At 74.9% G+C, this 14,994-nt stretch carries 17 protein-coding genes; 9 read left to right on the top strand and 8 right to left on the bottom strand.

Going from position 1 to position 14,994, the window contains the following annotated elements:
* Positions 1 to 38: 38 nt before the first annotated feature.
* On the bottom strand, positions 39 to 407 hold the full coding sequence (locus ACFC2L_RS16655) for a VOC family protein (RefSeq protein WP_375825440.1): 369 nt from the start codon (positions 405 to 407) through the stop codon (positions 39 to 41).
* 18 nt (positions 408 to 425) lie between these two features.
* Positions 426 to 1,886, bottom strand: coding sequence for a DUF1254 domain-containing protein (locus ACFC2L_RS16660; RefSeq protein WP_375825441.1), 1,461 nt, complete (start codon positions 1,884 to 1,886; stop codon positions 426 to 428).
* Positions 1,887 to 2,051: 165 nt separating this feature from the next.
* On the opposite strand from ACFC2L_RS16660, the gene arsB reads away from it, so the two are divergent.
* The 3 genes from arsB to ACFC2L_RS16675 are packed head-to-tail and all read left to right on the top strand — an operon-like array spanning position 2,052 to position 4,654.
* Positions 2,052 to 3,173, top strand: a complete 1,122-nt coding sequence (arsB, locus tag ACFC2L_RS16665; protein ID WP_375825443.1) for an ACR3 family arsenite efflux transporter — start codon at positions 2,052 to 2,054, stop codon at positions 3,171 to 3,173.
* Between the two features lie 4 nt (positions 3,174 to 3,177).
* Positions 3,178 to 4,194: a metalloregulator ArsR/SmtB family transcription factor gene (locus ACFC2L_RS16670; RefSeq protein ID WP_375825444.1), complete on the top strand. Its 1,017-nt coding sequence runs from the start codon at positions 3,178 to 3,180 to the stop codon at positions 4,192 to 4,194.
* A gap of 22 nt (positions 4,195 to 4,216) precedes the next feature.
* Positions 4,217 to 4,654: an arsenate reductase ArsC gene (locus ACFC2L_RS16675; protein ID WP_375825445.1), complete on the top strand. Its 438-nt coding sequence runs from the start codon at positions 4,217 to 4,219 to the stop codon at positions 4,652 to 4,654.
* A gap of 50 nt (positions 4,655 to 4,704) precedes the next feature.
* Here the strand turns inward: ACFC2L_RS16675 and ACFC2L_RS16680 are convergent, their stop codons facing one another.
* The gene (locus ACFC2L_RS16680) at positions 4,705 to 6,123 is read right to left on the bottom strand and encodes an FAD-dependent oxidoreductase (RefSeq protein WP_375825446.1); all 1,419 of its coding nucleotides are present in this window, start codon (positions 6,121 to 6,123) and stop codon (positions 4,705 to 4,707) included.
* A gap of 84 nt (positions 6,124 to 6,207) precedes the next feature.
* Here ACFC2L_RS16680 and ACFC2L_RS16685 point away from each other — a divergent pair, with 84 nt between their 5' ends.
* Positions 6,208 to 6,570, top strand: a complete 363-nt coding sequence (locus ACFC2L_RS16685) for an ArsR/SmtB family transcription factor (protein WP_375825447.1) — start codon at positions 6,208 to 6,210, stop codon at positions 6,568 to 6,570.
* Positions 6,571 to 6,690: 120 nt separating this feature from the next.
* Here ACFC2L_RS16685 and ACFC2L_RS16690 read toward each other — a convergent pair whose 3' ends face one another.
* Complete coding sequence (locus tag ACFC2L_RS16690) at positions 6,691 to 6,981, bottom strand: hypothetical protein (RefSeq protein ID WP_375825448.1); 291 nt, start codon at positions 6,979 to 6,981, stop codon at positions 6,691 to 6,693.
* A gap of 123 nt (positions 6,982 to 7,104) precedes the next feature.
* On the opposite strand from ACFC2L_RS16690, the gene ACFC2L_RS16695 reads away from it, so the two are divergent.
* The 3 genes from ACFC2L_RS16695 to ACFC2L_RS16705 all read left to right on the top strand — a co-directional run bounded on the left by ACFC2L_RS16695 (position 7,105) and on the right by ACFC2L_RS16705 (position 10,547).
* Complete coding sequence (locus ACFC2L_RS16695) at positions 7,105 to 8,121, top strand: 5'-3' exonuclease H3TH domain-containing protein (RefSeq protein ID WP_375825449.1); 1,017 nt, start codon at positions 7,105 to 7,107, stop codon at positions 8,119 to 8,121.
* Between the two features lie 122 nt (positions 8,122 to 8,243).
* A complete protein-coding gene (locus ACFC2L_RS16700; RefSeq protein ID WP_375825450.1) occupies positions 8,244 to 9,041 on the top strand; it encodes an alpha/beta hydrolase in 798 nt (265 codons plus the stop codon).
* Positions 9,042 to 9,158: 117 nt separating this feature from the next.
* Complete coding sequence (locus tag ACFC2L_RS16705) at positions 9,159 to 10,547, top strand: FAD-binding oxidoreductase (protein WP_375825451.1); 1,389 nt, start codon at positions 9,159 to 9,161, stop codon at positions 10,545 to 10,547.
* Positions 10,548 to 10,589: 42 nt separating this feature from the next.
* On the opposite strand, the gene ACFC2L_RS16710 is transcribed toward ACFC2L_RS16705, so the two are convergent.
* The 4 genes from ACFC2L_RS16710 to ACFC2L_RS16725 all read right to left on the bottom strand — a co-directional run bounded on the left by ACFC2L_RS16710 (position 10,590) and on the right by ACFC2L_RS16725 (position 13,059).
* Positions 10,590 to 11,177 (bottom strand): histidine phosphatase family protein, encoded by a 588-nt coding sequence (locus ACFC2L_RS16710; RefSeq protein WP_375825452.1) that lies wholly within the window; start codon positions 11,175 to 11,177, stop codon positions 10,590 to 10,592.
* Between the two features lie 55 nt (positions 11,178 to 11,232).
* On the bottom strand, positions 11,233 to 11,808 hold the full coding sequence (locus ACFC2L_RS16715; protein ID WP_375825453.1) for a DUF4240 domain-containing protein: 576 nt from the start codon (positions 11,806 to 11,808) through the stop codon (positions 11,233 to 11,235).
* A 70-nt stretch (positions 11,809 to 11,878) separates the two neighbouring features.
* The gene (locus tag ACFC2L_RS16720; RefSeq protein ID WP_375825454.1) at positions 11,879 to 12,349 is read right to left on the bottom strand and encodes a protein-tyrosine phosphatase family protein; all 471 of its coding nucleotides are present in this window, start codon (positions 12,347 to 12,349) and stop codon (positions 11,879 to 11,881) included.
* Complete coding sequence (locus tag ACFC2L_RS16725) at positions 12,346 to 13,059, bottom strand: DedA family protein (protein WP_375825455.1); 714 nt, start codon at positions 13,057 to 13,059, stop codon at positions 12,346 to 12,348. Before ACFC2L_RS16725 ends, ACFC2L_RS16720 begins: the two co-directional genes overlap by 4 nt.
* A gap of 130 nt (positions 13,060 to 13,189) precedes the next feature.
* Between ACFC2L_RS16725 and ACFC2L_RS16730 the strand changes: the two genes are divergently transcribed.
* Both ACFC2L_RS16730 and ACFC2L_RS16735 read left to right on the top strand, forming a co-directional pair.
* Positions 13,190 to 14,353, top strand: a complete 1,164-nt coding sequence (locus ACFC2L_RS16730) for a sensor histidine kinase (RefSeq protein ID WP_375825456.1) — start codon at positions 13,190 to 13,192, stop codon at positions 14,351 to 14,353.
* Positions 14,353 to 14,991, top strand: a complete 639-nt coding sequence (locus tag ACFC2L_RS16735; RefSeq protein WP_375825525.1) for a response regulator — start codon at positions 14,353 to 14,355, stop codon at positions 14,989 to 14,991. Before ACFC2L_RS16730 ends, ACFC2L_RS16735 begins: the two co-directional genes overlap by 1 nt.
* The last annotated feature ends 3 nt before the right edge of the window (positions 14,992 to 14,994 follow it).

Here is a 14,994-nt window from a genome sequence, read left to right on the forward strand (position 1 = left end):
CGCGCGCCGGAAGGCCGTGGTTCCGCGGGCCGGCAGCCTCAGGCGTCGTCGTCCTGGATGACCGACAGCACGTTGCCGGCGGGGTCGGTGAACCACACGATGAGCGGGCCGCCGCCGCGGAAGACGAAGTCGCCGTCGGTCTCGACCGGCGTCCCCGCGTACTTCTCGAACGCGACGCCGCGCTCGCGCAGGGCCGCGACGGTGCCGGGGACGTCGTCGACCGGGAAGTTGAGGACGGTGAACGAGCAGCGGGTACGGGCGACCCTGGTCGTCGGTCGCGGACCGCCCGGTGACCACGAACCCCTGCGCGCGGTAGAAGCCGAGCGCGGACGGGTTCTGCTCGTTGACGTCGAGCTCGAGCACGGGGTCCTCCCACCCGAGCGGGCCAGCAGTGCGCGGCCCGACACCTCGGCGTCCGAGACCGCTCAGAGCGGTTCGACGTCGCCGGGGCGCCAGGTGCCGTCGAACCAGCTCTCGAGCGGGCCGTAGAGGCGCAGGAGGACGAACCAGCCCTTGCCCGGCACGGTCTGGACCCAGTTCGCGGCGAGCTCGCGCGGCTCCTCGGGACCGAAGACGATGTCCACCGAGCCGTCGTCGTTGGGGACGAGGTCGTCGCGCTTGGAGTTCCGGCTCGGCAGCGGCTGGCCCGTCTGGAGCTCCGAGCGGGTCTGGGGGTCGTACACCACGACCGACCAGAAGTCCGCGGCGGGCGCGTCGGCCGGGAGCCGGAGGCGGTAGGTCTTCCCTCCGTCGAGGGGTGCGTCGTCCACGTCCACGGTGGCCAGCGCGTACTGCGACCCCTTGCCGACCATCTTCAGCGCCATCGCGGGCGTGTTCACCGTCGCGAGGTAGAAGAACGTGGTGCGGGCGTCGAGATAGCGGCCGCCCGCGCCGCCGTCGCGCAGGAACCGGTAGTCGCCGCCGGGGAAGGGGCTCAGCCACCGGCGGTCCTCGTAGAGGAAGAACGCGGGCTCGCGGGACCGGAACGCCATGGCGCGCGCCGTGGCGTTCCCCACCGCGGCCGCGTCGGTGAGGATGCGGCGCATCCGGTCGTCCGGGGCGAACGGCGCGTCCTTGGTGATGCCGATCGAGGCGAGCAGGCCTCGCGTCTCCGGGTCGACGACCCCGATCGGCTCCTTGGCCACCACGTGGGCGACCTCCTCGTAGAACGAGAAGTCGTTCGCGTGGACCGTGTTCACCGTGACGCCCGACAGCGACGCCCACTCCATCGCCGGCGGGTCGTCCCGCCGCGACAGGGGGTAGACCCTGACGCCCGTCTCGAACAGCCGCACCGCGGCGTCGGGCCGCCCGTCGACGAGGAAGCCGCGCAGGATGACGAGGTTCACCGCGCTCGGCGTCTCGGCGACGAACCAGCCCTCGGGCCGCTCGCCGTCGTAGCCCGGCGGGACGACCAGGTACGTGCCGCCGGCGCCCCGGTCCGGGCCGGGAGCGCCGAGGTCCACCACGAACCGGAACCACGCGTCGTCGACCGTGCCGGGACCGCACCCCGGCGGCACCTCGACGACCGTCGGGCCGTCGCGCTCGACGTCGAGCATGACGATCGCGTACACCGTGTCGGTGTTGCCCGTGAGGAACAGCGGGTCGGAGTCCAGCAGGCGGTCGGCGATCGCGCCCTGGTGGCACGCCTCCCCCGCGACCTCGGCCATCCCCCGCCGGATCGCCTCCAACGACGCGGCCGGGATGCAGCCGAGGAACGCCTCGACGCCCCGCACCAGGTCGAGGTGGTCGAAGACCCGCGACGCCGTCTCGGGCGTGGGGACGCCGTCGACGAACCGCAGCTCGCCGATGCTCGTCGCCACCCGGTCCGGCGTGGTGATCTGGGCCGGGACCGCGGTGTTGTACCCGGGCCGGACGTCGATACCCATGCTGTCCTCCCTGTGCCGACCGTCGGCATCCGTCACCAACCCATCAGAACCGGCGTGCGCACCCGGCGCCATCACGTGATCCGCGTGATCCCTGCCGTCGTTCCGCGACACCCGACCCGGGACTTGCGCGCCTATATTGGCTGGTGTCAATATAGACAAATGTCAATGCAAGAACCTCGCGCGAGCGATCCCACGGCACCCACGCGCGGCCGGTTGTCCACGCTGGACCGGTGGCTGCCGCTGTGGATCGGGCTGGCGATGGTTGCCGGGCTGACCCTGGGCCGGTTCGTCCCTGCTCTGGCCGACGTGCTCGCCGCGCTGGAGGTCGGCGGGATCTCCGTCCCGATCGCGCTCGGGCTGCTCGTGATGATGTACCCGGTGCTGGCCAAGGTCCGCTACGACCGCGTCGCTGCGGTCACCGGCGACAAGCGGCTCCTGGCGTCCTCGCTGGTGCTGAACTGGCTGGTCGGGCCCGCGCTGATGTTCGCGCTGGCGTGGGTCTTCCTCCCGGACCTGCCCGAGTACCGTACCGGGCTGATCGTCGTGGGCCTGGCCCGGTGCATCGCCATGGTCGTGATCTGGAACGACCTCGCGTGCGGGGACCGGGAGGCGGCGGCGGTGCTGGTCGCGATCAACTCCGTGTTCCAGGTCGTCGCGTTCTCGCTGCTCGGCTACTTCTACCTCACGGTGCTGCCCGGGTGGCTGGGACTGGACACCCAGGGCCTGGACGTGTCGGTCGGGCAGATCGCGCTCAACGTGCTCGTCTTCCTCGGCGTCCCGCTGGCCGCCGGGTTCGCCTCGCGGCTGGCCGGAGAACGCGTCCAGGGCCGGGCCTGGTACGAGGACCGGTTCCTGCCCGCCGTCGGTCCGTGGGCGCTGTACGGGCTGCTCTTCACGATCGTGCTGCTGTTCGCCCTGCAGGGCGAGGCCGTGACCTCCCACCCGCTCGACGTCGTACGCATCGCCCTGCCGCTGCTGGTCTACTTCGCCGCCATGTGGGGCATCGGGGTCGTGACCGGCAAGGCCCTGGGCCTGGGGTATGCCCGCACCACGACGCTGGCGTTCACCGCGGCGGGCAACAACTTCGAGCTCGCGATCGCCGTCGCCATCGCCACGTTCGGCGCCACCTCCGGCCAGGCCCTGGCCGGCGTCGTCGGCCCGCTCATCGAGGTCCCCGTCCTGGTGGGCCTCGTCTACGTCTCGCTGTGGGTCGCGCGCCGCTGGTTCGCCGTCGCCCCCAGCTCCCCTACGCCCCCACGACCCGAGCACCCGAGCTGGACGAGGTGAGGTCATGACCACCGCTCCCCTGCCGATGACCGTCACGGACGCCGACTGCACGCCGCAGGTCGAGGCGCACGCGATCGGGACCGAGGTCGCCGGCGCAGTCGCCACGACGCTCAAGGCCCTCGCCGAGCCGCTGCGGCTGCGCATGCTCTCCTTCGTCGCGACCTCCGCGGCCGGCGAGGCGTGCGTGTGCGACCTCGCCGCGCTCACGGACGTCTCGCAGCCGACCGTGTCGCACCACCTCAAGGTGCTGCGCGACGTGGGGGTGCTCACCTCCGAGCGGCGCGGCACCTGGGTCTGGTACCGCATCGCACCCGGGTACCGGGCGGCCGTCACGACGCTGCTGGACTCCTTCGCCCCGGCGGCGCTCGGGGCGACGCGCGCCGCGACCGCCCTCACGGGCCTCGACGACGTCGACGCCGCCCTCGACCACCTGGCCGACGACCTGGCCGGCGCCTTCCCCGACGTCCGGTTCGACGTCGTGCAGCGCGTGGTCCGCGAGTCGTACACCGACCTGGCCCGCTCGTCGAAGGTCTCGGCCCATCTGGTGCCCCTCACGGAAAGGTTCGCCCGGCAGCGGCTGAGCGACCTGACCCGCGCCGACGACGCGCGGCCGCACGTCCTGTTCGTCTGCGTCGCCAACGCCGGGCGCTCCCAGCTCGCCGCTGCCCTGCTGCGCCACTACGCCGGCGACCGGGTCGTCGTCCGCTCCGCGGGGTCCGCGCCTGCGGCCGACATCCACGACGGCGTGCGCGAGAGCCTGACCGCGCTCGGCATCACCGCGGACGACGCGTTCCCCAAGCCGTTGACCGACGACGCCGTCCGCGCGGCCGACGTCGTGATCACGATGGGATGCGGCGACGTGTGCCCCGTCCTGCCCGGCACGCGGTACGAGGACTGGCTCGTCGGCGACCCCGCCCTGGCGTCCCCCGCGGGCGTCGCCGCGATCCGCGACGACCTCGACCAGCGGGTACGACGCCTGCTGGCCGACCTGCTGCCCGACCTGACCCTGACCATCGCCTGACCCCACCGCCCTGGAGACCACCGTGACCGAGAACGCCACCACGAAGCCGTCCGCCCTGTTCGTCTGCGTCCACAACGCCGGCCGGTCGCAGATGGCCGCCGGCTACCTGCGCGCCCTGTCCGGCGGGGCCGTCGAGGTCCGCTCCGCCGGCTCGGCCCCGGCGGACCAGATCAACCCCGTCGCCGTCGAGGCCATGCTCGAGGAGGGCATCGACCTCCGCGCCGAGCAGCCCAAGGTCCTCACGACCGAGGCGGTCCAGGCGTCCGACGTCGTCATCACCATGGGCTGCGGCGACGCCTGCCCGATCTTCCCCGGCAAGCGGTACGAGGACTGGGCGCTGGAGGACCCGGCCGGCCAGGGCATCGATGCCGTGCGCCCCATCCGCGACGAGATCCGCGCCCGCGTGCTCACCCTCCTGGACGAGCTCGACGTCGCCCCGGTCGCCCTCCCGCGCGGCTGAGGGACCGGCCGCGCGGCGGTCCCACCCGGGACCGACGCGCGGCCGGGCGCTCAGGCGTGGTCCGCGTCGCCCGAGCGGCCGTGCAGGACGCCGGTCGCGAACCCGACCCCGGGCGGCGCCCCGACCCCGAGAGTGACCAGCTGCGGCTCGGCCGGGGCGGTGCCGCAGCACGACCCGGCCGCGCTCGCGCCGTCGGCCTCCAGGGCCAAGTCGGTCGAGCAGACCCCGGTCGCGGGCAGGTTCAGCTCGACCGCGTCCGCCGCGGCCCTGTCCCCGGCCAGTGCCGCGGCGATCGAACGGACCTGCTCGTAGCCCGTGGCGAGCAGGAAGGTCGGCGCGCGCCCGTAGGACTTCATGCCGGCGAGGTAGAACCCGTCGTCCGGGTGGGCGAGCACCTGCTCCCCGTGCGGGGGCACGGTGCCGCAGGAGTGCTGGTTCGGGTCGATGAGCGGGGCCAGCGCCCGGGGCGCCTCCACGACCGGGTCCAGGTCGAGGCGCACCTCGCGCAGCATGTCCAGGTCGGGACGGAACCCGGTCGCGTCGACGATCTGGTGCACCTCGAGGTTCAGGGCACCGTCCCGCGCGATCCCCAGCACCTGGACGGTCCCGGCGCCGGGCACGAGCCGTTCGATCGAGACGCGCGTGAGCAGCGTCAGGCGCCCCGCCTCCACGGCGGCGCGCAGGCGCGTGCCCAGCAGCCCGCGTGCCGGGAGCTCGTCGTCGGAGCCGCCACCGAACAGGCGTCGCGCGGACCCGCCGCGGATCGCCCAGGTGATCGTGGTGCCCGGCTCGGACTCGGAGAGCTCGACGAGGCTCAGGAGCGTGTTCGCCGCGGAGTGACCCATCCCGACGACGAGCGTGTCGCGACCGGCGAACCGGTCGCGCTGGGCGCCGAGCACGTCCGGCAGCGGACCGGTCACGAACACCGCCGACTCCGCCTCGCCCACGGCGGGCAGGCCCGAGGCCCCCAGCGGGTTCGACGTCGAGAACGTGCCCGACGCGTCGACCACGGCGCGGCCCAGCACGTCGCGCACCGCGCCGTCGGCGCCGACCGTCCGCACGCGGTAGGCGCGGCGGTCCCGTCCGAGCGAGCGTGTCTTGTCCGCCCCGTCGCGGGCCACCGCCAGCACCCGCGTCCCGGTGCGCAGGCGCGCCGCGATCTCGGGCGTCGCGGCCAGCGGCGCCAGGTACCGCTGGACGAGCTCTGCGCCCGTCGGCAGGGCGTCAGGCTCCGGCTCGGCCCATCCCGTCGGCTCGAGGAGCCGGCGAGCTGCCGGGTCGACGTCGTACCGCCACGGGGAGAACAGCCGCACGTGTCCCCACGACGCCACGGCCGTTCCAGGCCCATTGCCCGCCTCGAGCACCACGGGCTCGAGCCCCCGCTCCAGCAGGTGCGCCGCCGCTGCCAGACCCACCGGACCCGCGCCGATCACCACGACCGGGAGCTCGTCCCGCACCACCTCGACCATCACCACTCCTCGCATTGAAGGTTGTCGATATGAGCATCGTGGAGGACGTATCGAAGGTTGTCAATCTGTGCGACGATGGTGGGCATGACGACGACCGAACCGACCCTCGCGCCGGTCGGCGACGGCGCCGGCTGCTGCGGACCCGTCACGCAGGCCGTCGACCCCGAGACCGCGCGCGAGCTCGCCCGCACCTTCAAGGCCCTCGCGGACCCCACCCGGGTCCAGCTCCTCGCGATCGTCGCCGCGCAGGACGGCAGCGAGGCGTGCGTGTGCGACCTCACGGAGCCGGTCGGCCTCTCCCAGCCGACCGTGAGCCACCACCTGAAGATCCTGGTCGACGCGGGTCTGCTCACCCGCGAGCAGCGCGGCCGCTGGGCGTACTACTCGCTCGTCCCGGGCGCGCTCGCCCGGCTCTCATCCGCGCTCACCGCCACCACCGGCGGCTGACGGGCGGTTCGGCCCGCAGCCGGTCGTGCGGCGGCCGTGGATGTGGGTCGCAGTCGTCCCTCGTCTCGGGCCGCGCCGGGAAGATGGCGGCACCGACGCAGGACTGAGGCTCCGGGCCCCCTACCGACGCCCGCGCAGGGCGATCACCGGTCCCGAGAAGAGCGCGATGCCGAGCATGAACCCGACGTCGTACCAGTTCCCGTTGTTGTCGACCTCGTAGATGCTCACCGTGTCGGTGAAGAGGGACACGATGAACGTGATCGGCAGGATCATCCCCTGCCACAGGCCCCACCAGAACCCGTACCCGCCGGGGCTCGCGGCGACGTTCGGCCCGGCCGCGCAGGCTCCCAGGAGCAGGACCACCGCGACAGCGAGAGCCGCGCCGGCTCCTCGTCGTGCCGTCGTGGACATGACGCTCACCTCCCTGTACCAGTCGACGGCACCAGTGAACCGCGCGCGTCGCCCGACGGCGAGGGCAGGGGCGCGCGGCGCCACGGCGGGCCCCGTGTCGGGGCCGTGCGGCAGGATGGCGGCATGACGCAGAGCACGGACGACGGCGCCCCCTCGACCACCCCCGCGACGGCGGGCGGCGAGCTCATGCTGCTCGACACCGCGAGCCTGTACTTCCGCGCGTTCTTCGGGGTACCCGACTCGATCAAGGCCCCGGACGGCACGCCGGTCAACGCCGTGCGCGGCCTGCTGGACATGATCGCGACGCTCGTGACGGACCGCCGACCGTCGCGCCTCGTCGCGTGCTGGGACGTGGACTGGCGGCCGGCGTTCCGCGTCGAGGCCATCCCGTCGTACAAGGCGCACCGGGTCGCGGAGAAGGTCCCAGGGACCACGGGCGTCGAGGAGGTCCCGGAGAAGCTGGTCGCGCAGGTCCCGGTCATCGTCGACGTGCTCGCGGCGCTGGGGATCGCTCGCGTCGGCGCGGCGGGCTACGAGGCCGACGACGTCATCGGCACGCTCACCGCGCGCGAGGTCGCGCGGCGCGCGGCCGAGGGCGTGGCACCGGACCCGTCCGGACGGGCCGCCGTCGAGGTCGTCACCGGCGACCGCGACCTGTTCCAGCTCGTCGACGACGCCGCGGGCGTCCGCGTCCTCTACCCGACCAAGGGCGTGAAGAACCTCGACATCGTCGACCAGGCGCGCCTCGCGGAGCGGTACTGCATCCCGACGGGCGCGGCCTACGCCGACATGGCGGTGCTCCGCGGCGACCCGAGCGACGGCCTGCCCGGCGTCCCCGGCATCGGGGAGAAGACGGCGGTCGCGCTGCTCGCGAGGTTCGGCGACCTCGCGGGCGTGCTCGCCGCGCGCGAGGCGGGCGACCCCGGCCTGACGGCGACCCAGCGCCGTCGGCTCACCGAGGCGGCCCCCTACCTGGAGGTCGCGCCGCTCGTCGTGCGCGTGGCGCCGGACGCCCCCGTCGGGGAGGTCCACGACGCGCTCCCGACCGCCCCCGCGGACCCCGACGCGCTCGACGACCTCACCGAGCGGTGGGGCCTCGGGACGTCCGTGCGGCGCCTGCTGGACGCGCTCGGCGGCTGAGCCGCGAGGCTCGCCTCATCCCGACACGAGGGATACGGCGGGGCCTCGGGACGGCTCACAGCGGGCAGACTGAGGACGCCGTCGGGCACCCCGCGGCGCACCGACCTGCCAGGAGGCGACCCGTGGCCCTCGTCCGCTGCTCCTTCTACTCCGACGTGCTCGAGGTGAGCACGACGATGACCGTCGTGCTCCCGCAGGCCACGTCGACCCAGATCGGCATGGCCGGTTCCGCGAGCGCCTGCGCCGAGGGCGCGCCGGTGCTGTACCTGCTGCACGGCATGAGCGACGACGAGACGATCTGGACGCGCCGGACGTCGATCGAGCGGTACGTCGCCGACCGCGGGCTGGCCGTCGTCATGCCGCGCGTGGAGCGCAGCTTCTACGCCGACGAGGTGCACGGGCACCGGTACTGGACCTTCCTGTCGGAGGAGCTGCCGAGCCTGGTCGACCAGTTCTTCCGGGTGTCGTCGCGCCGCGAGGACACGTTCGTCGCGGGCCTGTCGATGGGCGGGTACGGGGCGTTCCGCTGGGCGCTGCGGCACCCCGAGCGGTTCGCGGCGGCGGCGAGCCTGTCCGGCGTGCTCGACCTCGCCGACGAGTCGTACCGGGAGCGCCGCCTGCCGGACATCGAGCGCGTGTTCGGCGACCGGGAGATCGCGGGCTCCGACGACGACCTGCTCGCGCTGCTGCGCCGGGCCGCCGCCGAGGGCCGGACGGCGGACCTGCCGGACCTTTTCCTCGCGTGCGGGACGGAGGACTTCCTCGTCGACGGCAACAGGGCGTTCGAGCGCGTGGCCGATGAGTCCGGCGTGGCGCTGCGGTCGGAGTTCTCGCCCGGGACGCACGAGTGGGGGTTCTGGGACCGCACGATCCAGGACGCGCTCGACTGGCTGCCGCTGGCCGGGACGCCACGAACCTGACGCGGCACCCTCCCTACCCCTCGGGGCACGTGTCACACACCGTGCCCCTGCGTCGTCGTCCGGGTGAGGCGCACCTGGCGTCGACACGCGCACACCGCGACGAAGGGGACCACCACCATGACCACCTCTGCCACCACGCTCCCGCCCACCGACGTCGCCGCGCTGCGCGACCGCGTCACGGGCCGCGTCCTCGCCCGCGGCGACCTGCCCGACGGCGGCCCGACCGCCGCGGAGGCCGTCGCCTCGCACAGCACGCTCGTCACGCACGACCCGGACCTCGCGGTGCTCGCCGCGACGGAGGCCGACGTCGTGGAGGCGGTCCGGTTCGCGACCCACCACGGGCTGCGCGTGCGCGCCCACGCGACGGGCCACGGCGCGGCCGCCCCGATCACGGACGGCCTGGTCCTCGGCACGGGCGACCTCGCCGGGGTCGAGGTCGACCCGGCGACCCGGGTCGCGCGCATCGCCGCGGGCACGCGCTGGAAAGCCGTCGTCGAGGCGGGCGCGGAGCACGGCCTGCTCCCGGTCACCGGGTCCTCGACGGGCGTGGGGGCGGTCGGCTACACGCTGGGCGGCGGGTTCGGCCCGCTGACGCGCAGCCACGGGCTCACGACGGACTGGGTGCGCGGGTTCCGGGTCGTGCTGGCCGACGGCTCGGTCGTCGAGGCGAGCGCGGACTCCGAGCCGGACCTGTTCTGGGCGCTGCGCGGCGGCAAGGGCGGCCTCGGTGTGGTGACGCGCGTCGACGTCGAGCTCGCGCCCATGCGCACCCTGTACGCGGGGGCGCTCACGTTCGACGCCCCGCACGTCGAGGCCGTGCTGCGCGGCTGGGTCGACTGGACCGCGACCGCGCCCGACGACGTCACGACCTCCGTCGCGGTCCTCGCCCTCCCGGACCTGCCGTTCGTCCCCGAGCACCTGCGCGGCCGCACGGTGCTCACCCTCCGTTTCGCCTTCCCCGGCGACGCCGCGGAGGGCGAACGTCTGGCCGCGCCGCTGCGGGCGCTGGCACCGGTGCTCGCGGACACGGTCGGCGAGATCCCGACGACCGCCGTCGCGACGATCCACTCCGACCCGGAGGACGCGGGCCCGTCGTGGGTCTTCGGTGCCGGGCTGCGCGACGTGGACGCGGCGTTCCTCGACCGGTTCCTCGCGGACCTCGGGCCCGGCAGCGGCTCGCCGTTCGTGGCGGCGGAGCTGCGGCACGTCGGCGCGGCCGGCGCGCGCGACGTCGACGGCGGGTCCGCCGCGGGCGGGCGGACGGCCGGGTTCCTGTTCAGCCTGGTCGGCGTGAACCCGCCGCGGGTGCCGGACATGGTCGAGGCAGCGGCGTCGTTCGCGCAGTGGTCGCAGCCGTGGGCCGCGACGGAGACCAACATCAACTTCCTGCCCGGCCCGTGGACGGACGAGGCGCTCGCGCGGGCGTGGTCGCCGGAGACGGCGGCGCGGCTCGCGTCCGTGCGGTCGGCCTACGACCCGGCCGGGCTGTTCGCCTGGCGGCTCTGACCGCGCGGGCCCTGACGGGCGTCCTGGACGACAGGTCGCCCGTCAGGGCCGTGCGACGGTCCCGTAGCCCGTCCAGCGCAGCTCGCGGGGCAGGTGACCCATGTCGTTGTAGAGGACGAGCGCGGGACCGCGGTCGTCGCGGTACTCGATCGTCGTGAGGGCGGCGTTGCCGTAGGGGAGCCGGAGCCAGCTCCCCGGCGGCGCGTCGAGCGCGTGCCGCACCAGCCAGGCGACCTGGAAGGCGTGCGTGACGAGCACCTCGTGGGTCTCCTGCTCCGCGGGGCGGGCGAACCTGCGCGTCAGCGCGGCCGCGAGACGCGCACCCTCGGGCGCCTCCGCGCGGTCCTCGTCGTCGAAGAACCCGGCCCACGCGGGAGGCACCGGGTCGGGCAGGTACGGCACGTGGTCGACGAGCTCGGCCGCTTCTCGCACGGGGACGCCGGGGAGCTGCGCCCCGACGATCGCCGCCGACCGCGCCGCGCGGGGCAGCGGCGAGTGCCAGACCGCGTCGATCGGGAGCGCGGCCAGACGGCGGCCGGCCAGCTCGGCCTGACGCTCGCCCTCCGTGCTCAGCTCGCCGGAGGGATCTGCCGCGCCGTGGCGCAGGACGTGCAGGTGTCGGGTCGCCATGCGCGGACCGTACCAAGCACCGTGCGCCGACCGGTGTCCCGCCCTCCCGCGAGGCTCACGCCCCGAACAGGGCCGTGAGCCGCGGGAGACGACGCGCGTTCTCAGCGTCGTCGTCGAAGTCCCACTGCTCGCCGGTGGGCTCGCTGCGCGCGTGCCCGGTCGCCGTCCGCTCGCGTGCCGCGTAGTACGCGTCGTCGTCCTCGCCCGTCGCGCGCGACCACGCGTCGCCGACGAGCGAGTCCAGCGACTCGTACCCGAACCAGGCGGACCCGTCGTCGGCCATGGCAGCGACCACGGGGTGGTCGGCGAGGGAGTCCGGGTCCGACAGCGCGCGCTCGAACGTCGCCCGGCCCGCGAGGACGAGCCCGTCGCGGAAGTCCATGAAGCCGTCGTCGCTGCACCCGCCCTCGACGAGGTACGCGGCACCCCACAGCGGCCACGCGTACGCGTCGTGCGCCAGACCACCCGCCACGTCGACGAACGCGAGCATCTCGTCCGCGGTGAGCCGCTCGACGAGCATCTCGGTCAGGGCGTCGGGCAGCGGGTCGTCCTCCGCGCCGCGGTCGTCGGCACCCGCGCCCGCCCGGTCACGCGCGGCGTCGACGATCTCCCAGAAGGTCTCTCGGTCCATGGCCCGGACGGTACGGCCGGTCACCCACAGACGCGGGTCGCCCGGCGGTGTCAGCGGTCCGGCCCTGGGTCTACGGGACCGCCCGGGCCCCGGCGCGGCGGACCCAGCGTCGCTGCCACGGCGTCTCGACGGCGCGGGGCCGGTAGCGCGCGCGGACCCAGGCCACGGCGTCGTCGGGACGGACGCCGCCCCAGACGGCGAGGAGCGCGAGCGCCGTGCCGGTCCGGCCGGTCCCGCCCCCGCACGCGACCTCCACGCGCGCGTCCGCCGCCCGCTCGTAGGCCTCGCGGAGCGTCTCGACGGCGTCCGGCGTGGACCGCGGCAGCGCGAAGTCCGGCCACCGGACCCAGCGCGACTCCCACGCCGCGGCCGGCGGCGGCGTCCCGGTGAGGTAGACACCGAGCTCCGGTACGTCGCCCGGCCCGGGCGGCCCGGACCGGAGCCCGCGGCCCCGCACCCGGCGCCCGTCCGGCAGCTCCACGACGCCGACGCCCCGTCCCCACGAACCCATGCGCTCCTCCTCGTCGACGCGGGTGCTCACCGACGCGCGTGCCGCTGCGGCGCGGGTCCACCGGGCCGCGGCACCGCGTCGGCACGCGCACGGCGGACCAGCAGGTGGACGACGTACGCCACCGCCAGCACGGCGACGACGGCGAGGACCCCCTTCTGGTACGTCCCGATCGCGGCCTCGATCTCGGGCCACCGCTCTCCGAGACCGTAGCCGAGCAGGACGAGCGTGGTGTTCCAGACGCCGCTGCCGACCGCGGTCAGGACGAGGAACCTGCCCAGCGGCATGCGCTCGACGCCGGCCGGGATCGAGATCAGGCTGCGCACGATCGGGACGACGCGCCCGACGAGGACCGCTGTCGTCCCGTACCGGGCGAACCACGCCTCGGCGGTGTCGACGTCCTCGACCCGGACGAGCGGCAGGCGTGCCGCGACGGCGCGGAGCCGCTCGGCGCCGAGCGCGGCGCCGAGCCCGTAGAGGAGGAGCGCTCCGACGACGGAGCCGGCCGTCGTCCACAGGATCGCCTCGAGCAGACCGAGACGCCCCTGGGCGGCCGTGAACCCGGCGAGCGGCAGGATCACCTCGCTCGGGATCGGCGGGAAGAGGTTCTCCAGGGCCACCGCCACACCGGCTCCCGGTGCGCCGAGGGACTCCATCAGGCTCACGGCCCAGTCCGTGAGGCGGGTGATCGGTCCGGGGTCGGAGGCGGTGGCTGCGAGGGCAGACGTCGAGGAGAGGCTCATGCCGACGACGCTAGGAAGGCACGAGCCGCGCCGGAACGCGGTGTCGCGCAGGGACTGCGACGGTTCCCCGCGGCTCGGGGTGCGGTTTTCCGCAGTCCGCGTCGCAGGTCGCGTCGCTAGGGTGAGTCGCGTGCCCAGCCGAGCGCCGTCCGTCGTCCGTGCCTCGTGCGGCGTCGTGGTGGGGGTCTGCCTCGTCCCGATGGACGCGGCGACGCTGCTCGCCGCCGCGGTGGCCGCCCCGTTCGCCCGCGCGTCCGCCCGGACGGCGGCCTGGCGGGACGGGCGGGTCCGGGCCGCCGTGCGCGTGCACGCGCGGCGCCTGGAGCGGTGGTTCGCCTGGCACGCCGACGCTCCGGACGGCACCGGTCGACCCCTGCGCTACCTCGCCGCCCGCCTCGCCGTGGGCCTGCTCAGCGCGGGGGTCCTCCTCCTGCTCGCCTACGGGGCGTTCGCGGCGGTGCTCATGACGGCGTCGTGGGCGTTGGACCTGCGGGTACCGGCGCTGGCGGACGACGACAGCGACCCGACGACCGGGCTCACCGTCCTCTCGGCCGTCCTCCCGGGCGGGATCCTGCTCTACCTCGCCTTCATGGGCCTGGTCGGCTCCGCGGCGCTCGAGCGGGCGGCGGCGAGCCGGTTGCTGGGCGAGGAGGACCGGACGCAGCTCCTCGCCCAGGTCGAGGCGCTCGCCGCCTCGCGCTCGGACATCGTCGCAGCCGTCGAGGCGGAACGGCGTCGGGTCGAGCGCGACCTGCACGACGGCGTCCAGCAGCAGGTCGTGGCGCTCGGGATGCTGCTTGACCGCGGCCGACGGGCCACCGACCCCGTGGTCCGCGACCGGCTCCTCGCCGACGCCGCCGACGAGGCGTCCCGGGTGCTCGCGGGCGTCCGCGACGTCGCCTGGCGCGTGCACCCCGCGGCGCTGGACACCCGGGGACTGCGCCCGGTCCTCGCACGCCTGGCGGCGCGGGCGACCCCGTCCGCGGAGCTCGACTACCGCCTCGAGGGGCGAGCGGGGCCCGCCGTGGAGGCGTGCGTCTACTACGTGGTCGCCGAGGCCCTGGCGAACGTCGCCAAGCACGCCGGCGCGACCCGCACGACGGTGACGGTGACCTCGGCCGACGGCGTCGTGCGGGCCACGGTCACGGACGACGGCCGGGGTGGCGCGTCGCCCCGCGGCGGTCGCGGGCTCGCGGGCCTCGCGGCCCGGGCGGCGGCGCTCGGCGGCTCGCTCGACGTCGCCAGCCCTGCCGGCGGGCCGACCACGGTGACGGCGGTGCTGCCGTGCGCGTGATGATCGCCGAGGACTCCGCCCTCCTGCGCGAGGGTCTCCGGGCCCTGCTCGTGGACGAGGGCGTCACGGTCGACGCCGCCGTCGGCGACGCCGACGAGCTCCTCGCCCTGCTCGGGCGTCGTCCCGCGCCGGACGTCGTGCTGCTCGACGTGCGCATGCCGCCGACGCACACGGACGAGGGCATCCGGGCCGCGATCGAGGTGCGCCGCCGCTTCCCCGGGGTCGGCGTGCTCGTCCTCTCGCAGTACGTCGAGGCCGAGCCGACGCGGGACCTCGTCACGAGCGACGGCGCGGGGGTCGGCTACCTGCTCAAGGACCGCGTGATGCGGGTCTCGGAGCTCCTGGACGCGCTGCGTCGGGTCGAGTCCGGCGACTTCGTCGTGGACCCGGAGGTCGTCCGCCAGCTCTTCGCGGACACCCCCCGCGCCGACCCGCTCTCGCGGCTGACGGAGCGCGAGCACGACGTCCTGCGCCTCATGGCCGAGGGCCGGACGAACGCCGGGATCGCGGCTGCGCTGCACCTGTCGCTCTCGGCGGTGGAGAAGCACGGCAACGCGATCTTCACCAAGCTCGACCTCGACGCCGCCGGCGGGTACAGCCGCCGTGTCCTCGCCGTCCTGCACTACCTCCAGGGCTGACGC

This window comes from Cellulosimicrobium sp. NPDC055967, from assembly GCF_042269845.1.
Lineage (GTDB): Bacteria > Actinomycetota > Actinomycetes > Actinomycetales > Cellulomonadaceae > Cellulosimicrobium.

Excerpts from the sequence above, each read along its gene's own strand:
- ACFC2L_RS16735 (WP_375825525.1), top strand. The coding sequence starts at position 14,353 with ATGATCGCCGAGGACTCCGCCCTCCTGCGCGAGGGTCTCCGGGCCCTG.
- ACFC2L_RS16685 (WP_375825447.1), top strand. The coding sequence starts at position 6,208 with ATGACGACGACCGAACCGACCCTCGCGCCGGTCGGCGACGGCGCCGGC.
- ACFC2L_RS16710 (WP_375825452.1), bottom strand. The coding sequence starts at position 11,177 with ATGGCGACCCGACACCTGCACGTCCTGCGCCACGGCGCGGCAGATCCC.
- ACFC2L_RS16690 (WP_375825448.1), bottom strand. The coding sequence starts at position 6,981 with ATGTCCACGACGGCACGACGAGGAGCCGGCGCGGCTCTCGCTGTCGCG.
- ACFC2L_RS16705 (WP_375825451.1), top strand. The coding sequence starts at position 9,159 with ATGACCACCTCTGCCACCACGCTCCCGCCCACCGACGTCGCCGCGCTG.
- ACFC2L_RS16670 (WP_375825444.1), top strand. The coding sequence starts at position 3,178 with ATGACCACCGCTCCCCTGCCGATGACCGTCACGGACGCCGACTGCACG.
- ACFC2L_RS16695 (WP_375825449.1), top strand. The coding sequence starts at position 7,105 with ATGACGCAGAGCACGGACGACGGCGCCCCCTCGACCACCCCCGCGACG.
- ACFC2L_RS16725 (WP_375825455.1), bottom strand. The coding sequence starts at position 13,059 with ATGAGCCTCTCCTCGACGTCTGCCCTCGCAGCCACCGCCTCCGACCCC.
- arsB (WP_375825443.1), top strand. The coding sequence starts at position 2,052 with ATGCAAGAACCTCGCGCGAGCGATCCCACGGCACCCACGCGCGGCCGG.
- ACFC2L_RS16660 (WP_375825441.1), bottom strand. The coding sequence starts at position 1,886 with ATGGGTATCGACGTCCGGCCCGGGTACAACACCGCGGTCCCGGCCCAG.
- ACFC2L_RS16680 (WP_375825446.1), bottom strand. The coding sequence starts at position 6,123 with ATGGTCGAGGTGGTGCGGGACGAGCTCCCGGTCGTGGTGATCGGCGCG.
- ACFC2L_RS16715 (WP_375825453.1), bottom strand. The coding sequence starts at position 11,808 with ATGGACCGAGAGACCTTCTGGGAGATCGTCGACGCCGCGCGTGACCGG.